General features: G+C 71.3%; 18 protein-coding genes and 1 riboswitch. Of the genes, 9 read left to right on the top strand and 9 right to left on the bottom strand.

Features of this window, described 5'->3' with window-relative positions:
• Positions 1 to 37: 37 nt before the first annotated feature.
• The 4 genes from O7615_RS18375 to O7615_RS18360 form a co-directional block, all read right to left on the bottom strand.
• On the bottom strand, positions 38 to 211 hold the full coding sequence (locus O7615_RS18375) for a CsbD family protein (protein WP_278178926.1): 174 nt from the start codon (positions 209 to 211) through the stop codon (positions 38 to 40).
• A gap of 73 nt (positions 212 to 284) precedes the next feature.
• Positions 285 to 2,537 carry a heavy metal translocating P-type ATPase gene (locus tag O7615_RS18370; RefSeq protein WP_278178925.1) on the bottom strand — a complete coding sequence of 751 codons (2,253 nt, stop codon included), beginning with the start codon at positions 2,535 to 2,537 and terminating at the stop codon, positions 285 to 287.
• 13 nt (positions 2,538 to 2,550) lie between these two features.
• Positions 2,551 to 3,531, bottom strand: a complete 981-nt coding sequence (locus O7615_RS18365) for a hypothetical protein (protein WP_278178924.1) — start codon at positions 3,529 to 3,531, stop codon at positions 2,551 to 2,553.
• A gap of 32 nt (positions 3,532 to 3,563) precedes the next feature.
• A complete protein-coding gene (locus O7615_RS18360) occupies positions 3,564 to 3,773 on the bottom strand; it encodes a copper ion binding protein (protein WP_278178923.1) in 210 nt (69 codons plus the stop codon).
• Positions 3,774 to 3,892: 119 nt separating this feature from the next.
• Between O7615_RS18360 and O7615_RS18355 the strand changes: the two genes are divergently transcribed.
• The 3 genes from O7615_RS18355 to O7615_RS18345 all read left to right on the top strand — a co-directional run bounded on the left by O7615_RS18355 (position 3,893) and on the right by O7615_RS18345 (position 7,161).
• The gene (locus tag O7615_RS18355) at positions 3,893 to 4,189 is read left to right on the top strand and encodes a metal-sensitive transcriptional regulator (protein ID WP_266248359.1); all 297 of its coding nucleotides are present in this window, start codon (positions 3,893 to 3,895) and stop codon (positions 4,187 to 4,189) included.
• A 292-nt stretch (positions 4,190 to 4,481) separates the two neighbouring features.
• Positions 4,482 to 5,846, top strand: a complete 1,365-nt coding sequence (locus O7615_RS18350) for a YibE/F family protein (RefSeq protein WP_278178921.1) — start codon at positions 4,482 to 4,484, stop codon at positions 5,844 to 5,846.
• Between the two features lie 166 nt (positions 5,847 to 6,012).
• Positions 6,013 to 6,144: riboswitch (cyclic di-AMP (ydaO/yuaA leader) on the top strand.
• 3 nt (positions 6,145 to 6,147) lie between these two features.
• The gene (locus O7615_RS18345; RefSeq protein ID WP_278178920.1) at positions 6,148 to 7,161 is read left to right on the top strand and encodes a hypothetical protein; all 1,014 of its coding nucleotides are present in this window, start codon (positions 6,148 to 6,150) and stop codon (positions 7,159 to 7,161) included.
• Positions 7,162 to 7,260: 99 nt separating this feature from the next.
• On the opposite strand, the gene O7615_RS18340 is transcribed toward O7615_RS18345, so the two are convergent.
• A complete protein-coding gene (locus O7615_RS18340; RefSeq protein ID WP_278178919.1) occupies positions 7,261 to 7,959 on the bottom strand; it encodes a carbonic anhydrase in 699 nt (232 codons plus the stop codon).
• 202 nt (positions 7,960 to 8,161) lie between these two features.
• Here O7615_RS18340 and O7615_RS18335 point away from each other — a divergent pair, with 202 nt between their 5' ends.
• The 3 genes from O7615_RS18335 to O7615_RS18325 all read left to right on the top strand — a co-directional run bounded on the left by O7615_RS18335 (position 8,162) and on the right by O7615_RS18325 (position 11,096).
• Entirely contained in the window at positions 8,162 to 8,497 is a 336-nt protein-coding gene (locus O7615_RS18335) for a helix-turn-helix domain-containing protein (protein ID WP_278178918.1), read from the top strand.
• Positions 8,498 to 8,753: 256 nt separating this feature from the next.
• Complete coding sequence (locus tag O7615_RS18330) at positions 8,754 to 9,536, top strand: hypothetical protein (protein ID WP_278178917.1); 783 nt, start codon at positions 8,754 to 8,756, stop codon at positions 9,534 to 9,536.
• Between the two features lie 177 nt (positions 9,537 to 9,713).
• Positions 9,714 to 11,096, top strand: coding sequence for an AI-2E family transporter (locus tag O7615_RS18325; RefSeq protein WP_278178915.1), 1,383 nt, complete (start codon positions 9,714 to 9,716; stop codon positions 11,094 to 11,096).
• A gap of 319 nt (positions 11,097 to 11,415) precedes the next feature.
• Here the strand turns inward: O7615_RS18325 and O7615_RS18320 are convergent, their stop codons facing one another.
• Complete coding sequence (locus tag O7615_RS18320; protein ID WP_278178914.1) at positions 11,416 to 12,084, bottom strand: alpha/beta fold hydrolase; 669 nt, start codon at positions 12,082 to 12,084, stop codon at positions 11,416 to 11,418.
• A 171-nt stretch (positions 12,085 to 12,255) separates the two neighbouring features.
• Here O7615_RS18320 and O7615_RS18315 point away from each other — a divergent pair, with 171 nt between their 5' ends.
• A complete protein-coding gene (locus tag O7615_RS18315) occupies positions 12,256 to 12,435 on the top strand; it encodes a hypothetical protein (RefSeq protein WP_278178913.1) in 180 nt (59 codons plus the stop codon).
• A gap of 61 nt (positions 12,436 to 12,496) precedes the next feature.
• On the opposite strand, the gene O7615_RS18310 is transcribed toward O7615_RS18315, so the two are convergent.
• Together O7615_RS18310 and O7615_RS18305 are read right to left on the bottom strand one after the other, a co-directional pair.
• Complete coding sequence (locus O7615_RS18310; protein ID WP_278178912.1) at positions 12,497 to 14,872, bottom strand: glycosyl hydrolase family 65 protein; 2,376 nt, start codon at positions 14,870 to 14,872, stop codon at positions 12,497 to 12,499.
• Positions 14,869 to 15,621 (bottom strand): HAD-IA family hydrolase, encoded by a 753-nt coding sequence (locus O7615_RS18305; RefSeq protein WP_278178911.1) that lies wholly within the window; start codon positions 15,619 to 15,621, stop codon positions 14,869 to 14,871. The genes O7615_RS18310 and O7615_RS18305 overlap by 4 nt, the downstream gene beginning before the upstream one ends.
• A 591-nt stretch (positions 15,622 to 16,212) precedes the next feature.
• Between O7615_RS18305 and O7615_RS18300 the strand changes: the two genes are divergently transcribed.
• On the top strand, positions 16,213 to 19,461 hold the full coding sequence (locus O7615_RS18300; protein WP_278178910.1) for an RHS repeat-associated core domain-containing protein: 3,249 nt from the start codon (positions 16,213 to 16,215) through the stop codon (positions 19,459 to 19,461).
• Between the two features lie 570 nt (positions 19,462 to 20,031).
• The gene (locus tag O7615_RS18295) at positions 20,032 to 20,214 is read left to right on the top strand and encodes a hypothetical protein (protein WP_278178909.1); all 183 of its coding nucleotides are present in this window, start codon (positions 20,032 to 20,034) and stop codon (positions 20,212 to 20,214) included.
• A 135-nt stretch (positions 20,215 to 20,349) separates the two neighbouring features.
• Here the strand turns inward: O7615_RS18295 and O7615_RS18290 are convergent, their stop codons facing one another.
• Complete coding sequence (locus tag O7615_RS18290; RefSeq protein WP_278178908.1) at positions 20,350 to 20,814, bottom strand: DUF4442 domain-containing protein; 465 nt, start codon at positions 20,812 to 20,814, stop codon at positions 20,350 to 20,352.
• Positions 20,815 to 20,881: the final 67 nt, after the last annotated feature.

Below are 20,881 nucleotides of genomic sequence, written 5' to 3'. Positions count from 1 at the left end.
CGGCAGATGGCCGGCCCGGCGATTCGTCGCGTACGAGTTACTTCCGGAACGCGTCCTTGATCTTCTCGCCGGCCTGCTTGAGGTTGGCGCGCATCTGGTCGCCGCGACCCTCGGCCTCCAGCTGCTCGTCGTCGGTGGCGCGACCCACACCCTCCTTGACCTTGCCGGCGGTGTTCTCGGTGGTGTTGTTGAACTTGTCCTCGACACCCATGTCAGCCTCCCGGGGTTCCGTATCGCTACCTGGAGTCAGATACCCCGGCCCGCCGTCGGCCAACCGTCCCGGTTCAGGAAACCGGACGAAACCGGCGCAGCCGGAGGCTGTTGGCCACCACGAAGACCGAGGAGAAGGCCATCGCCGCACCGGCGATCATCGGGTTGAGCAGCCCGGCGGCGGCCAGCGGCAGGGCCGCCACGTTGTAGGCGAACGCCCAGAACAGGTTCCCCTTGATCGTGCCCAGGGTGCTCCGGGCCAGCCGGATGGCGTCGACCGCGGCCAGCAGGTCGTCCCGCACCAGGGTCAGGTCGGATGCCTCGATCGCCACGTCGGTACCGGTGCCCATGGCCAGGCCGAGATCGGCCTGGGCGAGCGCGGCGGCGTCGTTCACCCCGTCGCCGACCATCGCCACCACCCGGCCCTCGGCCTGCAACCGGGCGACCACCTCGACCTTCTCGGCGGGCAGCACCTCCGCGATCACCTCGTCGACACCCACCTCGGCGGCCACCGCCCGCGCGACGGTGGCGTTGTCGCCGGTGAGCAACACCGGGGTCAGGCCGAGCGCCCGCAGCCGGGTGACCGCCTCCCGGCTGGTCGGCTTGACCTGGTCGGCCACGACCAGCACACCGCGGGCCCGGCCGTCCCAGCCGACCAGCACGGCGGTACGCCCCGCCGCCTCCGCGCCGGTCGCCGCCCGCGCGATCTCCTCCGGTACGACCAGACCCCGCTCCCGCAGCAGCCGGGCCCGGCCGAGCAGCACCTGACGGCCGCCCACCGTGCCGGTCACGCCGAGCCCTTCGACGTTGGCGAAGCCGGTGACCGCCGGCAGCGGCCCCACCTCGGCGGCGCCGGTGACGACCGCCCGGGCGATCGGATGCTCCGAGCCGGACTCCAGGGCGGCCGCCGTCCGCAGCACCTCGTCGCGGTGCTCGCGGTCGCCGGGGGTCACCTCGATCAGGGTCATCCGGCCGGTGGTCACGGTGCCGGTCTTGTCCAGCACCACGGTGTCCACCCGCCGGGTGGACTCCAGGGCCTCCGGCCCCTTGATCAGGACGCCGAGTTGTGCGCCGCGCCCGGTGCCGACCAGCAGCGCGGTCGGCGTGGCCAGGCCGAGGGCGCACGGGCAGGCGATGATCAGCACCGCGACGGCGGCGGTGAACGCGGCGGTCGGTCCGGCGCCGGAGCCGAGCCACCAGCCCAGCGTGCCGGCGGCCAGGGCGATCACGATCGGTACGAAGACTCCCGAGATGCGATCGGCGAGCCGCTGCGCGGCGGCCTTGCCGGTCTGCGCCTGCTCCACCAGCCGGGCCATCTGGGCTAGTTGGGTGTCGGCGCCCACCCGGGTGGCGGTGACCACCAGTCGGCCACCGGCGTTGACACAGCCGCCGATCACGGTGTCGCCCGCACCCACCTCGACCGGCACCGACTCGCCGGTCACCAGGCTGGCGTCGACCGCCGAGGAGCCCTCGTCGACCGTCCCGTCGGTGGCGATCTTCTCACCGGGGCGCACCACGAAGCGGTCACCCACCACGAGTTGGTCGACCGGGATCCGGGTCTCCGCACCGTCGCGCAGCACGGAGACCTCCTTGGCGCCGAGTTCCAGCAGCGCCCGCAGGGCCGCACCGGCGGTCCGCTTGGCGCGCGCCTCGAAGTAGCGACCGGCGAGGATGAACGCGGTCACCCCGGCCGCCGCCTCCAGGTAGATGTTGCCGGCACCGTCGGTGCGGCCGATGTCGAGGCTGAACGGGTGGGTCATGCCGGGCGTACCGGCGGTGCCGAGGAAGAGCGCCCAGACCGACCACCCGAGGGCGGCCAGCGTGCCCAGCGACACCAGGGTGTCCATGGTCGCGGCGCCGTGGCGCAGGTTGACCAGCGCGGCCCGGTGGAACGGCAGCCCGCCGTAGACCACGACCGGGGCGGCCAGGGTCAGCGACAGCCACTGCCAGTAGGTGAACTGCCACGACGGCACCATGGCCAGCACGATCACCGGCACGCTCAGCACGATCGAGACCCACAACCGGGTACGCAGGGCGCGCAGCGCGTCCACCGGCTCGGCGGCGGCTGCCGGTGCGGCCGGGCCGGTGGACGGCGGTGGCGGCAGGGCGGCGCGGTATCCGGTCTTCTCCACCGTGGCGACCAGGTCGTCCGGCGTGACCGGATCGTCGTAGGAGACGGTCGCCTTCTCGGTGGCGTAGTTGACGGTCGCCTGCACGCCGTCCATCCGGTTCAGCTTCTTCTCGATCCGGGCGGCGCAGGCCGCGCAGGTCATCCCGCCGATGGCCAGCTCGATCAGGTTCGGCGCGGTCGTCAGAGGTCGGCTCATGAGTCTGGTCCCGTCAGTCGTGCCCGTGCCCGGGCGTGCCGGTCCCGGCATCGGGCGCGGGTGTGTCGGGCGCGTGCGTGTCACCGGGCTCGCCCACGTGCACCGTGAACTCGGCGGTGCGCACCACGCCGCCGTGGCGGAAGTCGAGGTAGAGCCGGTACGCGCCGGCCGAGGGGAACTCGGTGGCGAAGCTCACCTGCGGGCCGGGGGTGGTCCGCCCGTCGCCCGGTGCGCCCTCCGGGTGCACGTGCAGGTACGCGAGGTCACCGCGTCGCAGGGCCACCAGGTGACCGTACGCGCCCAGATACGGCTCCAGGTCGGTGACCGGCGCGCCGGCCCGGCTGACGGTCAGCGCCAGGGTCGTGGTGTGGCCGGGCTGGGGTTCACCGGCGAGGGTGACCGTGTAACCGTCGACGGTGGTGCTGCTCGCCGGGGCGGGCAGTGGTCGCTCGACCAGGTCACCGGGGACGGTCACGTCCACACCGAGCGTCATGGGCTCGCCGCCGGTCGGGATGAAGTCGGCGAACGCCCGCCACACCCCGGGAGAGCCCAGTGGCGAGGCGATCCGCCAGGTGCCGTCGGCGGCCATCTCGGGGTGCACGTGCCGGAAGCCGGAGAGGTCGCGGCGGGCCACGATCAGGTGCATCCGTTCGTCGTGGCTGACGTCGTACCCGGTCACCGGCTCGCCGTCGGGGCCGGTGATCCGGAAGGCGAACTCGCCTGCCGGCGCACCGACCGGCACCAGGGTGTAGCCACGGTCGGAGACCAGCAGCCCGCCGGGCAGGTGCCCGCCCGCCCCCTGGTCAGGCCCCTCGCCGCCCGCGTCGTGTCCGGCGGCACCCGTGTCGTGGCCGTCCCCGGGGCCGGTGCCCTCGCTGTCGTGGTCGGCGACGACCACGCTCGCGGGACCGGTGATCTGGCCCACCCCGTACGCCGCGCCGAACACCGCCGCGAGGCCGAGCGCGAAGCCGCTCAGCTTCGTCGCCGCGTTCATCGTGCCTCCTCGGTTCCTCACCTCCGGCAGTCTCAGGCGCCGGTCAGCTCGTATCCCGCCTCGTCGACGGCGGCACGCACCGTGTCGTCGGTCAGCGGCTGGTCGCTGGTGACGGTGACCCGGCCGGCGGCCAGATCCACCTGGACGTCCTTGACGCCGGGGATCGCGCCGACCTCGGCGCTGACCGCGCTGACGCAGTGCCCGCAGGTCATGCCCTGCACCTGGTACGTCGTGGTGACCATGGAACCTCTCCTCTCCTTCACCCGCGCGAGGCGGGTCGAGCACACTGTCCGGATACCCGCCGGGGGTATCGACCGGTCGACCGTACCATACCCCCTGGGGGTAGGTTATCCTTGCTGGCATGACCACACCGACGCCGATCCGCGGCTACACCGCCAGCAAGGACCAGCTGCTCGCCCGGCTACGCCGGGTCGAGGGCCAGGTACGCGGCATCGAGAAGATGGTCGACGAGGATCGCTACTGCATCGACGTGCTCACCCAGATCTCCGCCATCCAGGCCGCGCTGGACAAGGTCGCCCTCGGTCTGCTCGACGGGCACGCCCGGCACTGCATGCACGAAGGCGCCGCCGAGGGCCGCGCCGACGAGATGGCCACCGAGATGATGGCCGCCGTCGGCCGCCTGATGAAGCGCGGCTGACCCGGGTCGGGTACCGCGACACGCGCTCGCGACCTGCGTTCCGATCTGCGGCTGGTTACCATTCGCACACGATGGCCAGCCGAAACCCGTGCCTTGCGGCCCGCGCCCGCTGTCGGGCGCCCGCCCCCGCCGACCCTCGGCGGCCGCCGAGAGCCCGCATCCGGCTTACGGTACGCAGCCACCACGCCACGCTCAGGCCATTCGGGCCGCGCGTCGCCACGGTCGTCCGGCGACACTGAACCGTCTCGCCCATCGACACGTATTCCGCCCTGAAATCGTTGGGAGACACTGAATGGGCGCCGACCACACCCGTTCCGCTCCGCCCGCCCCGCCCGGGGTGCGGCGGATCCTTGTCGTGACGGTGGTCCCCCTGCTCCTCGCCACCCTGGTCGCCGCCCTCGTGCTCTGGCCCCGGGACGCGCCGCGGCCGGAGGCAGCGGACGACGCGCCCCGCTACCACGGCACGGTCACCCGGGTGGTGAGCGAACCCTGCCCGCCCAACCCCGCGGTCCCGGAGGGCACTCCGACGACGGCGGAGGGGCCGTGCGGCACGGCCACCGTCCGGGTGCAGAGCGGCCCGGACGCCGACCGGGACGTGCAGACGCCCATCCCGGCCGGCCCCGGTGCACCCCGGGTCAGCGTCGGCGACGACATCATCCTGGTCTCGCTGATCGACCCGGAGGACCCCTCGATCAGCACCTACAACATTGCCGAGCACCAGCGCGGCAAGCCGTTGGTGTGGCTGGCCGTGCTCTTCGCCGCCGCCATCGTCGCCTTCGGGCGGCTGCGCGGGCTGGCGGCGCTGGCCGGCCTCGCGGCCAGCTTCGCCATCCTGCTGACCTTCGTGCTGCCCGGCATCAGTGCCGGCCAGCCGCCGCTGGTGGTCGCCATCGTCGGCGCATCGTTGATCATGTTTGTGGTGCTGTACCTGACGCACGGCATATCCGTGCAGACGTCGGTGGCCGTCCTCGGCACGCTCGGCGCCCTGGTGCTGACCGGGCTGCTCGGGCTGGCCGCCACCGGGGCCACCCACCTGACCGGATTCGGCAGCGAGGACGCCACCACGCTGTCCATGTTCCGGGCCGATGTCGACCTGCACGGCCTGCTGCTGGCCGGCATCATCATCGGCTCGTTGGGCGTGCTCGACGACGTCACGGTCACCCAGGCCGCCGCGGTCACCGAGCTGCGCAACGCCAACCCGAACTTCTCCCGCGGCGAGTTGTACCGCTCGGCGACCCGGGTCGGGCGGGCGCACATCGCCTCGGTGGTCAACACCATCGTGCTGGCGTACGCCGGCGCGTCGCTGCCGCTGCTGCTCCTGTTGACTGCGGACACCCGCGCGCTGGGGCAGATCGTGACCAGCGAGTTCCTCACCACGGAGATCGTCCGCAGCGTGGTGGCCACCCTCGGGCTGATCGCCGCCGTACCACTGACCACCGCCCTGGCCGTGGTGGTCAGCACCGCCGGTCGCGGCGGCACCGCCAGCCATGTCGAGGCGGGCGGTCCCACCGGCGAGCCCACCCCCGCAGTCCCCCGGCCGGCGACGGACCGGGCCGAGGCGCTCCACGCCCTCAGCACCCCACCCACCCGTAACACGTCCCCCGCCACCCGCACGGGGTGGCCCGACCCGGACAGGAGCACCGACAGCACATGGTGACACTCCTCAGCGTGACCACCCCCGACGATGCGGCCGAGTTTCGTGTCGCTGGTCACCCACCGCGATTACGAAATGACGCATCTAGCCGGGTTCGGGGCGTAGAAGCACCGATGGACTGTCGGGTAACCTCACTGCCGGTCACCGCCGAAGGCGCGCAGCGGCGCCTGCGGTGCCGCCGCCCAATCGCCGCCAGGCGAGCCGGGAACCCAGGTACGTGGGGTGAATCCGCGAGAGCGGTAGGGACCACTTCCGTCCCGAACCCGTCAGCTAACCCGGTCGGCGGTCGATGGAAGGGACGACAGTGACGGCACCCCTACGCCGCTGGTTGACACCCGTGGTGGCCGTGTTCGCCGCGTTCGCCGTCTTCGCCGGTTCCGTGCCGGCGACGGCCGCGCCGACGAACCCCAAGCCCGCGCAGCATGACGACGACCCGCCGATGCTCAACGATCTGATCGAGGCGACCAACCGGGACTTCTCCAAGGCCAAGGCCAAGCTGGAGAAGTCCAAGAAGAAGCAGCTCCAGTACGCGGTGGAGGTCCGCCGCGCCCAGGCGGACTTGGACGCGATCTCCCCGCAGGTCGCCCAGATCGCCACCCAGTCGTACCGGACGGGCCGGGTCGGCGCGATCGCCATGCTCCTGCAGAGCAACGCCCCCGACTCGTTCATCGACCGTGCCTCCGCACTGGACGAGTTGAACCTGGTCAACGGCAAGAAGCTGGGCGAGGTCAACTCGGTCAAGCTCCGCGCCGAGCAGGCCAAGCTCGCGCTCGACGCCGAGGTACGCGAGCAGCAGAAGCTGACCAACGACATGGCGCGCAAGAAGTCCGAGGCCGAGAAGTCGCTCCGGCTGGTCGGCGGTGTCGGCCTCACCGGCGGACTGGTGGACGCCACCTCCCCGGTGGCCCGGGTCGGCCCCAACCGGGCGTCGGACGGCGGCTGGAAGTCCGAGTCGTGCAACCAGAACGACCCGACCACGTCGGGCTGCATCACGCCCCGGACGCTGCACATGTACAAGGAGGTCAAGCGGGCCGGCTTCAACCGGTTCGTCGGCTGCTTCCGGCCGGGCGACAAGTTCGAGCACCCCAAGGGGCGGGCCTGTGACTGGTCGCTGGAGAACAGCGGCTTCCGCCCCTGGCACAACAACGACACCCGGATCTACGGCAACAACCTGGCGGCATTCCTGGTCCGCAACGCCGACCGGCTGGGCATCTACTACGTGATCTGGAACCGGCAGATCTGGTTCCCGGCGACCGGCTGGAGTTCCTACAGCGGCCCGTCGAACCACACGGACCACGTCCACGTGTCGATGCTCTGAGCGCTCCCGCGCGACGCACCGAGGGCCGTTCCGCCATCCGGCGGGACGGCCCTCGCCGTCGGACCCGGGGCCCGGGCCGTCGGACGCCGGGCGCCCCGGTCAGCCGGCCGGTGCCACCGCGCCGGCCAGTTCGGCGGGCTCCGCGGCCACCGCCCGCACCTCACCGGCGGCCAGCCGGTACGACATGCCGACCACCGCGCACCGCCCGGCGGTCACCTCGGCGGCGAGGGTCGCGGAGGAGTCCAGCATCGCCTCGACGGTCCGCGCGATGTGGATGTCCACGATCCCGTCCAGCTCTCCCACCCCGGCCTCCTGCGCGCGGCGCAGGCTGGGCACCACGGCGTCGACCACGGCACGCAGATGGCCCGAGGGTGCGGTACCGGTGGCCGTCGCCTCGCGGGCCGCCTGCACGGCGCCGCACGAGTCGTGCCCGAGCACCACCACCAGCGGCGTACGCAGCACGGCCACCGCGTACTCCACGCTGCCCAGCACCTCCGGTCCGATGGTGTGCCCGGCGGTGCGGACCACGAAGAGGTCACCCAGCCCACGATCGAAGATGATCTCTGCCGCGAGCCGCGAGTCGGAGCAGCCGACGATCACCGCGAAGGGGTGCTGCTCGGCCGCGACGGCGGCGCGGCGCCCGGCGTTCTGGTTCGGGTGCCGGAGCGTGTCGGTGACGAACCGCCGGTTGCCGGCGATCAGTTCGGCGAGGGCCCGCTGCGGGGCGCCGGGAAGATCCGCGGTCAGCAGCTCGCGTTCGGGCCCCGGCTGCGCGCCGAGCGATCCGGGTCGACTCATCCGGCTACACCTCATTCTCTCGGTGGAACGCCTGGTCAACCCGGCCGACGCCGGTCGCGGGCTGCCATCACCGTCACACGCACTGCAACACAGGTCAAGCTATACGTGATATGCGTTTCATGCATCTGTCGACGCTTGCGCCGGCCGGAGCGGAACGCGAGGCGACCGCGCGACCCGGAAAACCCGAACGACAGGCCATACGATGACGGGCATGGCGACCACTGGCGATCGAGAGAGCACCCGGAACTGGACGTTCCTCACCAACCACGCCCACGTGCTGCTCGCCATCGCCCGCAACCCCACCGCCCGGCTGCGCGACGTCGCGACCGAGGTGGGGGTCACCGAGCGCGCCGCCCAGGCGATCGTCGCCGACCTGGAGGCGGGCGGCTACCTGCACCGCACCCGCGTGGGCCGGCGCAACGAGTACACCCTCAACCCCGCCGGGCGGTTCCGTCACCCGGCGGAGGCCGATCGACAGGTCGGCGACCTGCTGGCCCTGTTCACCCGGGAGCCGGTGGCCGGCGCCGCCGAGCGTTGAGCCCGACCGCGCACCGGCGCAGTCGTCAGCGGCGCAGTCGTCGGCGGCGCAGTCGTCGGTGGCGCAGTCGTCGGCGGCCAACGCCGCACCGATGAGCCGGCCCCCGGCCGACCGTCCGGATCGGACGACGTGGCGCGCTTCACGGCCCCCGGCCGTCGGCGCCGCTGCGGCGCCCCAACCCGCCGGATAGGTTTGGACGCATGCCGGCTCTCGCGTTCACCTTCGACGAACCGCATCCGATCGCGAGGTGTTGATGATGCGTACCGCCCTCTCCGCCATCCTGCTCGACGCGCCGCAGGCCGCCGCCATCTGGCTCGGCCTGCTCGGCGTGGCGACCCTCGCCGTCGCCGGCCTGCTGCTGCGTCCCCGACTCCTCCGTACCGACGCCGGTGCCCGGATCCGTGACGCCGCGCCGCCGGCCCGGTCGGAGCACGCCGACGACGAGCGCGACCGGGACCGCTGGGCCGAGGAGGTCAGCGTGGCCGCCGACCGGGCCGAGACCACGGCACGCCGCCGCCGCGCCGAGTGGCTCACCACGCAGGACGAGGCCGATCAGGCGTGGCAGGCGTACGAGGCGGCGGAGGCGGACGTCCGCCGGCTCTCCGGCGCCGCCGGCATGCCGCTGCCGAAGACCCCCCGCACCCCCGCCGAGTACGCCGACCGGGAGCGCTGGCTGCACCGCGCCGCCCTGGACGCGTACTGGCGGCGGGAGCTGGCGGTGGAACAGCTCAGCGACGTCTTCGCGCACCGGGGCTGGGATCCCCGGCTCCACCCGGTCGAGCAGGAGCTGATGCTGCGCCGCGCGGTACGCGACCACCTCTTCGCCCGCCAGCGGGCGGCCCGGGAACGGGAGCAGAGCGCCTGGCGGGCCGCGGAACTCGCCACGGCCGCCGCGCGCAGCCTGCGGGCGGAGGCGGTATCCGCGCTGCTGCCGGCGGCCGGGGAACGCGAATCGGTGCTGCCGCTGGCCGCGCTCGGTGCCACCGAGCAGACCCGCGAGATCCCGGCCGTCGTCGGCCGAGCCCCCCTCCCCGCCTAGCAATCCGCCGCCCCCACCCCCGTTGATCATGAAGTTAGCGGGTGTTTTGGAGATCAAACCGCCCGCTAACTTCATGATCAACGGGGGTGGGCTGGCGCGACCTGGGTCTTTGGGTGGGTAATCGGGGCCTGGGCGAAGCGGCTCCGGGGTGGGCGTCGGGAACCTAGCGTGGGATCGGTGTCGGAAGGACGCCGGCCGGGTACCGACCTCGCCGGACACGAGGAGGCCGACGTGGTCGCAGGCGGCGCCGGGCGTACGCCCGGAAAGACAGCGGACCGGGATGCCGGTCCGCGCCAGACATGGACCGCCCTGCCCTGGCTGGTCCGGTCGGCGGTGGTGTGGAGCGCCTGCCTGGTGGTGATCGCCGCCGGGCTCTACCTGCTGGCGCAGATCACGATGCTGGTCACCCCGCTCGCCATCGCCGTGGCCGCCACCCTCTTTCTCGCCGCACTGCTCGACCCGGTGCAGCTGGCGCTGCGCCGGCTGCGGCTGCCCGCCGCGTTGGCCGCCCTGCTCACCGTCCTGTTGCTGCTCGGCGTCCTGGGCGGTGTCGGCGTGCTGGTGTGGAACATCGCCGCCAGCCAGTTCAGCGAGCTGGGCGACGAGCTGGGTCAGGGACTGGAACGCACCCGCGACTTCATCACCTCCACCCTGCCGGTCACCGACGAGCAGCTCGACGGGCTGCTCGACCAGCTCCGCCAGGCGGTCAGTCAGCAGGAGGTGGATCCGGTCTCCAGCGCCCGGACGGTGGCCGAGGCGTTCGGCTCCGCCCTGCTCGCCCTGGTGCTGCTCTTCTTCCTGCTCAAGGACGGCCGGAGCATGTGGCACTGGACGCTGCGCCGGATGACCGGCCCGAACCGGGGCGTCGCCGCCGAGGCCGGGCGGGTCGGCTGGCACACCCTCGGCTCGTACAGCCGGGGCACCATGCTGATCGCGGGCATCGACGCCGTCGGCATCGGCCTGGCGCTGGTGCTGCTCGGTGTGCCGCTGGCGTTCCCGCTGGCATTGATCACGTTCATCGGCGGGTTCGTTCCGATCATCGGCGCCACCGTGGCCGGCGCGGTCGCGGTGCTGGTGGCGTTGGCCGCCAAGGGCCCGACCACCGCCCTGCTCACCCTGGCGGCCGTGATCGCCGTCCAGCAGATCGAGGGCAACCTGCTGGAGCCACTGGTCATGAAGCGCCAGGTACGGCTGCATCCGGTGGTGATCCTGCTCGCGGTGACCGCCGGCACCCTCATCGCCGGCATCGCCGGCGCCTTCGTCGCGGTCCCGATCACCGCCGTCGCCTGGCGCGTCATCGACAGCGTGCTCCGCCAGCGGCAGGCCGCCAAACCTCCCGGCCGGCCAGCACCACCGCGCCCGCCGCACTCGTCAGCCCCGCCGGCACCATCCGCCCCATCGGACTTGCCAGCCCCGCCGGCATCATCGGACCGGCCGGCATCACCCGGCCCGCCGACAGCCGCCGGCCCGCCGCCCTCGCGCGAGTCGTCGCCGCCCCACCCGCCGTCGCCGCCCCACCGGCCGTCGCCGCCATCTGGACCGAGCCCCGAGCCCGCCTGACGTCACCCGCCGCAGCCCTTCGGCCGCACCGAGCCACCGAAAGCTACTCGGCCGCCGCCTGTGGGTGCACTTCTTGCTGCTGGGACAACAAGAAGTGCACCCACAACTCCCCCGGGCTGTGCCGGCGGGGGCCATCACGCCCCCGCGACGGCCCGACATGGCGCACACCGCGACCCGCGCCCCGTCGAGAGCCCGGGAAGAAGCGCGCGAAGGACCCACGAGCCACAGCTCCGCCCGCCGGAGGCGTGGCGCTAGGGCCTATGTCGAAGTCCCTGCCGTCTGGACTCCGCCTCGGCTCGACCGAGGACTTCGACAGGCGCTAGGCGGTGGTGGGTTGGGGGTGGAGGTGGTCGTGGAACCAGCCGGCCGCCTCGTCGGCGACCTGTTCCAGGGCGCCGGGCTCCTCGAAGAGGTGCGTCGCGCCGGGGATCACGCGCAGCTCGGCCGGTGCGGTGAGCTGGTCGAGCGCCTGCTCGTTGAGGGTGATGACCTGCTCGTCGCGGCCACCGACGAGCAGCAGGGTAGCGGCACGCACCTGACCGAGGGAGGCACCGGCCAGGTCGGGTCGGCCGCCCCGGGACACCACGGCGTGCACCAGGTCCGGCTGCTGCGCGGCGGCGACCAGGGCGGCGGCGGCACCCGTACTCGCGCCGAAGAGGCCGATCGGCGCCGCGCCGAAGGGCCGCTCGGTGGCCAGCCACTCCACGACGCCGGCCAGCCGGTCGGCCAGCAGCCCGATGTCGAACCGCAGTTCGGCGGTGACCGCGTCCACCTCGTCCTCGGCCGAGGTGAGCAGGTCCACCAGGACGGTACCGAACCCGCCACGGTTGAGCTGGTGGGCCACCGCGACGTTGCGTGGACTGTGCCGGGAGCTGCCGCTGCCGTGCGCGAACAGCACCACCCCGACCGGATCCGCCGGCACCAGCAGGTCGGCCTGCAGGTAGGCCGCGCCCGCCGGGATCGTCGCCTCGCTGCCGCGTACCTCCATCTCTCGCCCTCCCCTGGCCGTTTCAGCGGCTCACCCGCCCGGATACCCGGGGCGGCCGGCGGCACGCCACCGGGTTCGGCACGGGTTTGCGCCCGAGGGCGCCGGGTAGCCGACGGGCGACCGCAGACGGACCGGCGTCACCGGCGCCGCCGACAGATCGCGAGGACCGTCATGCCGCATCACGAGCGTGAGCCCGTGCAGAAGGCCGCCGAGCGCGAGCGGCGGGAAGAGGACATCCAGGGCCGACGGGACTGGGCGGACGACGCGGCGCAGGCGCGTTCGGCCGACGATCCGCGGGCGCGGACACCCCACGACACCACCGGCCGCCCCTCCCAGGGCGAGCCGATCTGACCAGCGCACCGCCCAGGGCCCGGGTCGAAGCCCTCGCTCCACCGAGGACTTCGACACCGCGCTAGGCCGGCTGCTCGGGCAGCCGGAGCAGAGGAGCGCGGCCGGGAGCCTGCTCCGACGCCGGCAGGTCCGTGCGGGGCGGCGGGTTCGCCACGGTCACCGGCTCGTCGCAGACGACGCGTACCGGCTTGTCGTGGTGACGCAGCTCGATCACCGCGTCCGGCGGCGCGTGGTGCAGGTCGTACGTCGTCTCGTGCGGGCGTACGTCGACGCGCAGCCGCATCCCGCACCACTGGAGAGAGAACGACAGGCCGTTCAGCCGGCTCGACAGGCGGGGTGCGAAGGACAGCACCCCGTCGTGGTCCCGTAGCCCGCCGAACCCGGCGACCAGCGCGATCCACGCCCCCGCGAGGGAGGCCATGTGCACCCCGTCACGGGTGTTCTCGTTCAGGTCGTGCAGGTCCATCAGCGCTGCCTCGCGCAGATAGCTGTGCGCCAGATCCGGGTAACCGACCTCTGCCGCCAGCACCGCCTGTGTGCAGGCCGACAGCGAGGAGTCCCGGACGGTACGCCGCTCGTAGTAGAGGAAGTTACGCAGCTTCTCCTCGGGGGTGAACGCGTCCCCCCGCCAGTGCATGGCCAGCACCAGATCGGCCTGCTTGACCACCTGCTTGCGGTACAGGTCGAAGTACGGGTAGTGCAGCAGCAGCGGGTACTTGTCCGGCGGGGTCTGCTCGAAGTCCCACTCCTCCAGCCGGGTGAAGCCCTCCACCTGCTCGTGCACGTCGAGTTCCTCGTCGTACGGGATGTGCATGGCCGCGGCGGCGTCGCGCCACGCGGCGGCCTCCTCGTCGGTGACCCTGAGGTGGAACGCCTCGTCGCGGTAGCGCATCGCCACCTCGGCGGCGGCGCGCAGATTCCGCTGGGCCATCAGGTTGGTGTAGATGTTGTCGTTCTTCACGGCGGTGTACTCGTCGGGGCCGGTGACCCCGTCGACGTGGAAGTCGCCGTTGCGGTCGTGGTGCCCGAGCGAGCGCCACAGCCGCGCGGTCTCCACCAGCAGGGTCAGCCCGATCTCCCGTTCCAGATCCCGGTCCCCGGTGACCAGCACGTAGCGGCGCAGCGCGTCGGCGATGCCCGCGGCGACGTGGAACGCCGCGGTGCCCGCCGGCCAGTAACCCGAGGACTCCGGTCCCTCGATCGTGCGCCACGGGAAGGCGGCACCCGCGAGGTTGAGCGTGCGGGCCCGCTCCCGGGCCTGTTCCAGAGTGGAGTACCGCCAGTACAGCGCGTCCCGCACGGCAGCCGGATGGGTGTACGTCAGCACCGGCAGGACGAACATCTCGGTGTCCCAGAAGGCGTGCCCGTCGTACCCCGGCCCGGAGAGCCCCTTGGCCGAGATCGGCCGGCGTTCCGCCCGCGCGCCCGCCTGGAGCACGTGGAACAGGCCGAACCGGACCGCCTGCTGCACCTCCGGGTCGCCGTCGACCACCACGTCCGCGGCGTCCCAGAACTCGTCAAGGTACTCCCGCTGCTCGCGGACCAGCCCGTCCCAGCCGTCCAGCTTCGCCGCGGCCAGCGCGGCGCCCACCTGGTCGCGCAACGCCGGCAGCGAGCGCCGGCTCGACCAGCCATAGGTCAGGTACTTCACCACCTCAAGCTTCTGGCCGGGGGCCAGCACGCACCCCACGGTGGTACGCACCCAGTCCTCGTACCCCTCGGAACCGATGGTGGTCCGTGCCGGCGAGGTCACCTCGTGGTCCATCGCGGCGGCGACCCGCAGCCCGGAGACCTTGGTCTGGTGGATCAGCAGCCCGCCGGCGGCGGTGGTCAGCTCCTCCTCCGCCTGAAGTGGCGATTCGAGCACGGCGGCGACCCGGGGATCGCGGCTCTGCGGCGGCAGCGTCTCGTTGGCCACCAGCTCCGACTGGATGATCAGCCGCAGCGGCTTGCCGTCGGCGACCTCCACCTCGTACCGGATCGCGGCGACCGAGCGCTGCCGGAAGGAGACCAGCCGGGTGCTGTTCACCCGGACCTCCCGGCCCGCCGGGGAGCGCCAGTGCAGTGACCGGTGCAGGGTGCCGGCGCGCATGTCGAGGACGCGCTCGTGGGCGAGCACCTCGCCGTAGCGCACATCGAGCGGCTCGTCGTCGACCAGCAGCCGGATCAGCTTGCCGTTGGTCACGTTGACGATGGTCTGGCCGGACTCGGGGAAGCCGAAGCCGGCCTCCGCGTACGGCAGGGGGCGCAGCTCGTAGAACGAGTTGAGGTAGGTGCCCGGCAGCCCGTGCGGCTCACCCTCGTCCAGGTTGCCGCGCAGCCCGACGTGCCCATTGGACAGCGCGAAGACCGATTCGGACTGGGCGAGCACGTCCATGTCGAGCCGGACTTCCCGGACGTGCCACGGATCGACGGGGTACGCCCGCTCCCGGATCACTCGGGCCTCCCCGCGTCGAGCAACTCGGCGAGGTCGTCGACCACCACGTCGGCACCGTGTGCCCGCAGCTCGTCGGCCTGACCGGCCCGGTCCACCCCGATCACGTACGCGAACCCGCCGGCCCGGCCGGCTTCGACGCCGGCGAGCGCGTCCTCGACGACGGCCGCCTGGTCGGGCGTTACGCCGAGCAGTTTCGCCCCGGCGAGGAAGGTGTCCGGCTGCGGCTTGCCGCGCAGCCCTTCGGCGCGGGCGGTGAGCCCGTCCACCCGCGCCTCCAGCAGCGGCTCCAGGCCGGCGGCGGCGACCACCTCGCGGCCGTTGGCGCTGGCCGTGACGACCGCCCGGCGCAGCCCCGCCGCGACCACCGCCTTCAGGTACGCGACTGAGCCGGGGTAGACGTCCACCCCGACGGTGCGGATCCGTTCCAGCACCAGGATGTTCTTCTGGTTGCCGAGGCCGTGCACGGTCTGCGCGCCCGGCGGGTCCTCCGGGGTGCCCTCGGGCAGGGTGATGTCGCGCGAGGCGAGGAAGGTGCGGATGCCGTCGAGGCGGGGGCGGCCGTCGACGTAGCGGTGGTAGTCCGGGCCAGGGTCGAACGGCCGGTAGGGCTCACCCGCGTCGGCGGCATGCCGGCGGAGGAAGTCGTCGAACGTCTCTGTCCAGGCGGCGTTGTGCACGCGGGCGGTCTGCGTCAGCACACCGTCGAGGTCGAAGAGAACTGCGGTCACATGATCAGGCAGGCCGAGCACCGTACCAATCTATCCACCGGCGCGTACCGACAAACGCACTTCGGTCCTGCCGGCGCGGCGGGCGGGGTCGACCGCCAGCCGATGCCCGGAAGCGCCCGGTTCGCGGACTTCGTGCCTGCAATTCCCACCCAGGGGTTGCCGGCATCGGCGAATTCCCATAGGTTGCTTCGCAGCAAGCATTTTATGGCACGAGTCATCACGGGGAGTCTCGTTGTTCAGCGTTGTTTGCGACCGCCCATGAGGGCGCTCACCATCAGCGTTTTCTGCCTTCTTCTCACGGCCTACGCGGCGTCATCACTCGTCCGCGCGGCCCGCCGGGTCAACCGGGACCTGGCGCACCTCCGGTCACTGCCACCCAGCTCGACGGCCTCAGCACCCGCTGCGCCGACCCGCCGCGACCGGGCAACCGACGAGTTCACCGCCGCCGCCTGACCGGGCACGGCCGGAACCACCATCCAGCCACCGGCGACCGCGCCGGCGGCCCGCAATTCTGCGCACTTGTTCATTCCTTCAGGCTCTGATTTCGGCGGGATTCCGCCCGCCGAATAACCATAGGGAGAGCGCGTGAAACCTGCTGTGACACGAATGGGCATGGCGCTTGTCATAGCCGCCGCGTCCACGCTGGTCGCCGGGCCCGCTCCGGCGGCACCGGCCGCCGCGCCGCCGAGCGGTGCCGGCATCGAGCCGGTGGTCTCGCCACGGTCCGGCCCGAACATGTGGCTGTTCACCTCGGGGGCCGCTCCGGCCGCCCGCCAGGCCGTCGCCGCCGCGGGGGCGGCGCCGTCGGTGCCCAAGGGCACGGGTCCGGTGCGTAACGGGACTCTCCTGTCGTTCTCGTTGACCGACCGGCTGGCCGCCAACGTTAACGTCGGGTCGGGCAACCTGCTGCTGACCAGCACCGAGTTGACGTTGCCGGGTATCGCGGAGAACGTCACCCTCGGCGCGTCGTTCAACAGCCTGCTGCTGGGCAGCGACATCGCCAACGGCGCCCACGGTCCGGGTTGGCGGACCCGCTCGGGTGTCGACGTGCGGCTGATCGAGGCCACCACCGACAACTCGGTGACCTATGTGGCCGCTGACGGCGTCGTCGGCACGTTCGCCGCCTCGGGCTCGGCGTACACCTCGCCGGGTGAGTTCAAGGCCAAGCTGGCCCGTAACGGCGCAGGCTGGAAGCTGACCGAGAACGACAGCGGCAAGGTGCTGTTCTTCACCGCCGATGGTCTACTGGACAAGACCGAGGACCGCAACGGCAATGTGGTCGACTTCTCCTACAGCGCCGGGAGGATGACGACCGTGACGTCCAACCGGGGTGTCGGGTCGGTACGGTCGGCGGCGGTGACCTACACCGGCGACCGGTTGACCCGCTACCGCCACACGGGCAGCGACGGCAACTGGCGGCAGGTGTCCTACGAGTACGACACCGCCAACCGGTTGAAGACCATCCAGAGCGCCACCTGGCGCAAGGTGTCCTTCGAGTACAACAGCGCCGGTGACCTGACGAAGATCCTGATGGAGGACGACACCCTCGTCACCATCACCTACGACGGGCAGCACCGGGTGACCTCGCTGACCCAGGTCACCGACAACGCGACCATGCGCGGATCGACGACCCGCCTGGCGTACACCAGCTCCACCGTCACCGACGTGGCCGACCCCCGGCAGGACATCTCCCAGCCGGTCACCTCGGTCCCGCACACCACCTACACGCTGAACTCGGAGAAGCGGGTCACCAAGGTCACCGACCCGGCGGGCAACAGCCGCAGCAAGACCTACACCCCCTTCTCCGACGTGGCCACCAGCACCTCCGCCGAGGGCGGCAGCACCACCAACACGTACGGCGCCAACGGCGGCCAGTCCCAGACGAAGTCGGAGTCGCCGACCGGGGCGAGCGCGTCGGCCGCGTACGCCAACGCGGCGACCGCGACGAACCCGACGGCGAACTTCCAGCCGTCGTCGTCGATCAACACGCAGGGCAACAGCTCCACCTACACCTACAACGGTGCCGGCAACCAGACCTCCAGCAAGGACGCCCTGGCCGCCGAGGCGAAGGTCGACTACAACAGCGACGGCACCGTCAAGTCGTCCACCGACCCCGGCAACGGCACCAACGCCACCACCTACAGCTACGACTCGAACAAGCAGCTCACCACCATGACCCCGCCGACCGGCAACAACCTCTCGGCGAAGACGTTCACCTACGACACCTACGGGCGGCTGCGGACCGAGGTGAGCGGCGGCTGCACCACCAGCTACGAGTACAGCCTGGACGACCGCCTGACCAAGACCAGCTACACCGGCTGCGCGAGCACCACCGCGGTAAGCCAGGAGCACGGCGGCTCCGGCAACCTGCTCACCCGCACCGACGCCACCGGCACCACCACCTACCAATACGACCAGCTCAACCGGCTGCGCCGGCGTACCGCCCCCGGCGGCACGCTACAGACCTACCGCCCTGACCCCGTCGGCAACCTCGAAGAACTCGTCGACGGCCGAGGCACCACGAGGTACTACTACAACACCCGCAACTGGCTCGTCCGCATGGACACGGCGGGCGGCACCCGCTACAACTTCGACTATGACAAGGACGGCAACCGCCTCAACACCTGGTTCGCCACCAATGACACCAACAGCAGCTGGGCGCTGCGCGTCACCACCACGTACGACAGGTCCGACCGACCCAAGCGCATCACCGCCACCCGCAACTCGGCGGCCCAGGCCACCGTCTTCGACGTGACGCACTGCTACGCGAAGTACGTCTCCGGGCAGGCGTGCTCCACCGCCAAGGCCGACGACACCGGCCTGCGCCAGTGGCAGCGCAACGAGACCAACAGCCAGATCACCCAGTACACCTACGACAAGGGTGACCGGCTCACCAAGGCCACCAACCACCAGGGCAAGACCTACGACTACGCGTACAACACCAACGGCAACCGCACCAGCGTCCAGGTCGACGGCGCCACCACCCAGACCCTGGCCTACAACTCGGCCAACCAGGTCACCACCACCGACAACACCTACGACACCCGGGGCAACCAGACCAAGGTCAGCGCCCCGGCGGTCAGCGGCATCGGCTACAACGCCGCGAAGCAGATGACCACCGCCACCGGCACCGGCACCGGCACCGGCACCGGCACCACCACGTACGCGTACGCCGGCACCGACCAGGTCGAACTCACCCGCGCCGGGGCGATCAACCTCACCTACGGGATGAACGACCAACACGGCATACCGTGGCTCCAGTCCTGGACCAACGGTGTCAGCCTGCCCGTCCACGTCGAACGCGACGGCCTCGGCACTCCCCTCGGCCTGCGCATCGGCACCATCGACCACGCCTTCGTGCTCGACGGTCTCGGTTCCGTCGTCGCCGTGGTCAAGGCTGACGGGTCACAGGCGGCCAGCTACACCTACGACCCGTACGGCAGCGCCCTCACCGCCACCGAGACCGGCCTCGGCCAAACCAACATCATCCGGTACGCCGGCGGCATCCACGACCCGTCGACCACATTCACCAAGTACGGACAGCGCTGGTACAACCCCACCCAGGGCCGCTTCACCCAACAAGACAACCTCAGCTTCATCGGCAACCCCCAACACGGCAACCGCTACGCCTATGCCGGCTGTAACCCCACCAACAACATCGACCCGACCGGCCAATGCTCGGTGGACTCCTATATCGGGCTGGTTGGCGGCCTGGTTGCCTCAGTATCCGCGGGAGTCGGCACCTGGCTCGCCGGGTTCACACTTCCCTTCGCGGCTGGAGCATGGTTGCTCGGCGGGGCGATAGTAGCGAGCTTGATCCTCCTGGGCGGCATAGTATACTGCCTGAATCAAGATTTCTAGCTGTCTTATGTGCGGAAATCGTGGTGGCGCAACCGAGCACCCGCCCGCTGCAAGGAATGGCAGGTTGTAGTAACGCTTCCCAACAAGTGAGGTGAACCGAAGTGGTGAAGGCCCGCCCTCAAGGAAGACCACTCTCCACACGAGGTTTTATCACTATCTACGGTGCGTTGATTGCGGTTGCGGCCGGTGTCGCGGCAGCCTTCGCCGCAGCGGGCGTGCCTTTTTGGGGATTTATCCTCGCTGCGGTCGCCTTAGTCGCCGCTTTCTTGCTGATTGTTTTACGACGGCACCCATTCCGGCCTCGCAAGAGTGCCGCCGATTGGAGGAGTCGGCGCAATAGCCATGAGTGAGTTTGCGGCATCTTTCTCAACGACTTTGTGGACAACATTTTGCTGACGCACAAATAAGCGGCAACCGAATGCACGAGTAATTCGGTAGCGGTGGAGTCCGTGGCTAGCCACGGACTCCACCTTATCGATAGCGGCTTCGGCAATTGTCGGAGGCCGGCAACGGCGACGCAACCCGGCGGAATCAGGTGACCAGAATTTCCACCAGACGAGGGAGCAGTTCGTGAGGCGGCCGTTGATCCCCGTGATCCTGGTAGTCGTCGGCGCCGTGGTCGGGGTGCTGCTCGCCAACACCGTGGGCAACCGGCATCCGGATGCGTTCGTCGCGGTGTCGGCAGTCGTTCTCCTGCTGATTCTGGCCGTCTGGCTGGTTCTCACCATCCGGAAAGGACGGCGCAGCCGCTGAGACCACACACCGCGCGGCCCGCCGGCACGGTCACGGCTTGCGGCATGTCGGGCGATCACACAGGCGGGAGGACCCGACATGCCGCAACTCGCGGCCCCGACCAGCCCGACGGCCCCAGCCGGGCCGGGCGGCGGGTCAGTTGGGGCGGAGGGTCCAGACGACGGTCATCTCGGAGGTGGGCTTGCCCGCCTCGGTGGCGATCTCCACGCGTACCGGGAATTCGGGTCGCTCGCCGGCGTCCAGCTCCGCGACCACCTCGGCCGGCGGGCGGCCGAGCCGCGCGGTGGCCAGCACCGGGCCCAGGGCGAGCTTGCGGTACGCGATCTCCGCCCGTACCGCCAGCGGCGTGGCCCGGTCGAGCAGGTGACCGAACGCGGCAAGCACCACCGCGCCGGAGGCGGTCTCGCCGAGGGTGAACATGGCCCCGGCGTGCGGGCCGCCGACGTGGTTGTGGGTGGCCGGGGAGTCGGGCAGCCGGACCACCGCCCGGACCCCGCCCTCCGCCTCCGGGGCCACCTCGACAAACTCGAATCCGAGCGTACGGGCGAAGGGCACCGCCTCCAGCATGCCGGCCGCCACCTGCCGCGAGTCGATGGTCATGCCGCCACATTACCCGTGAGTAACTTGCCCGGCAAGACGATACTCACAGGTCGACAAGAACGAACCC

This window comes from Micromonospora sp. WMMD1082 (assembly GCF_029626175.1).
Classification (GTDB): Bacteria; Actinomycetota; Actinomycetes; order Mycobacteriales; family Micromonosporaceae; genus Micromonospora.
The sequence above is the reverse complement of the archived record's forward strand: the minus strand, read 5'-3'. Positions and strand labels throughout refer to the sequence as shown.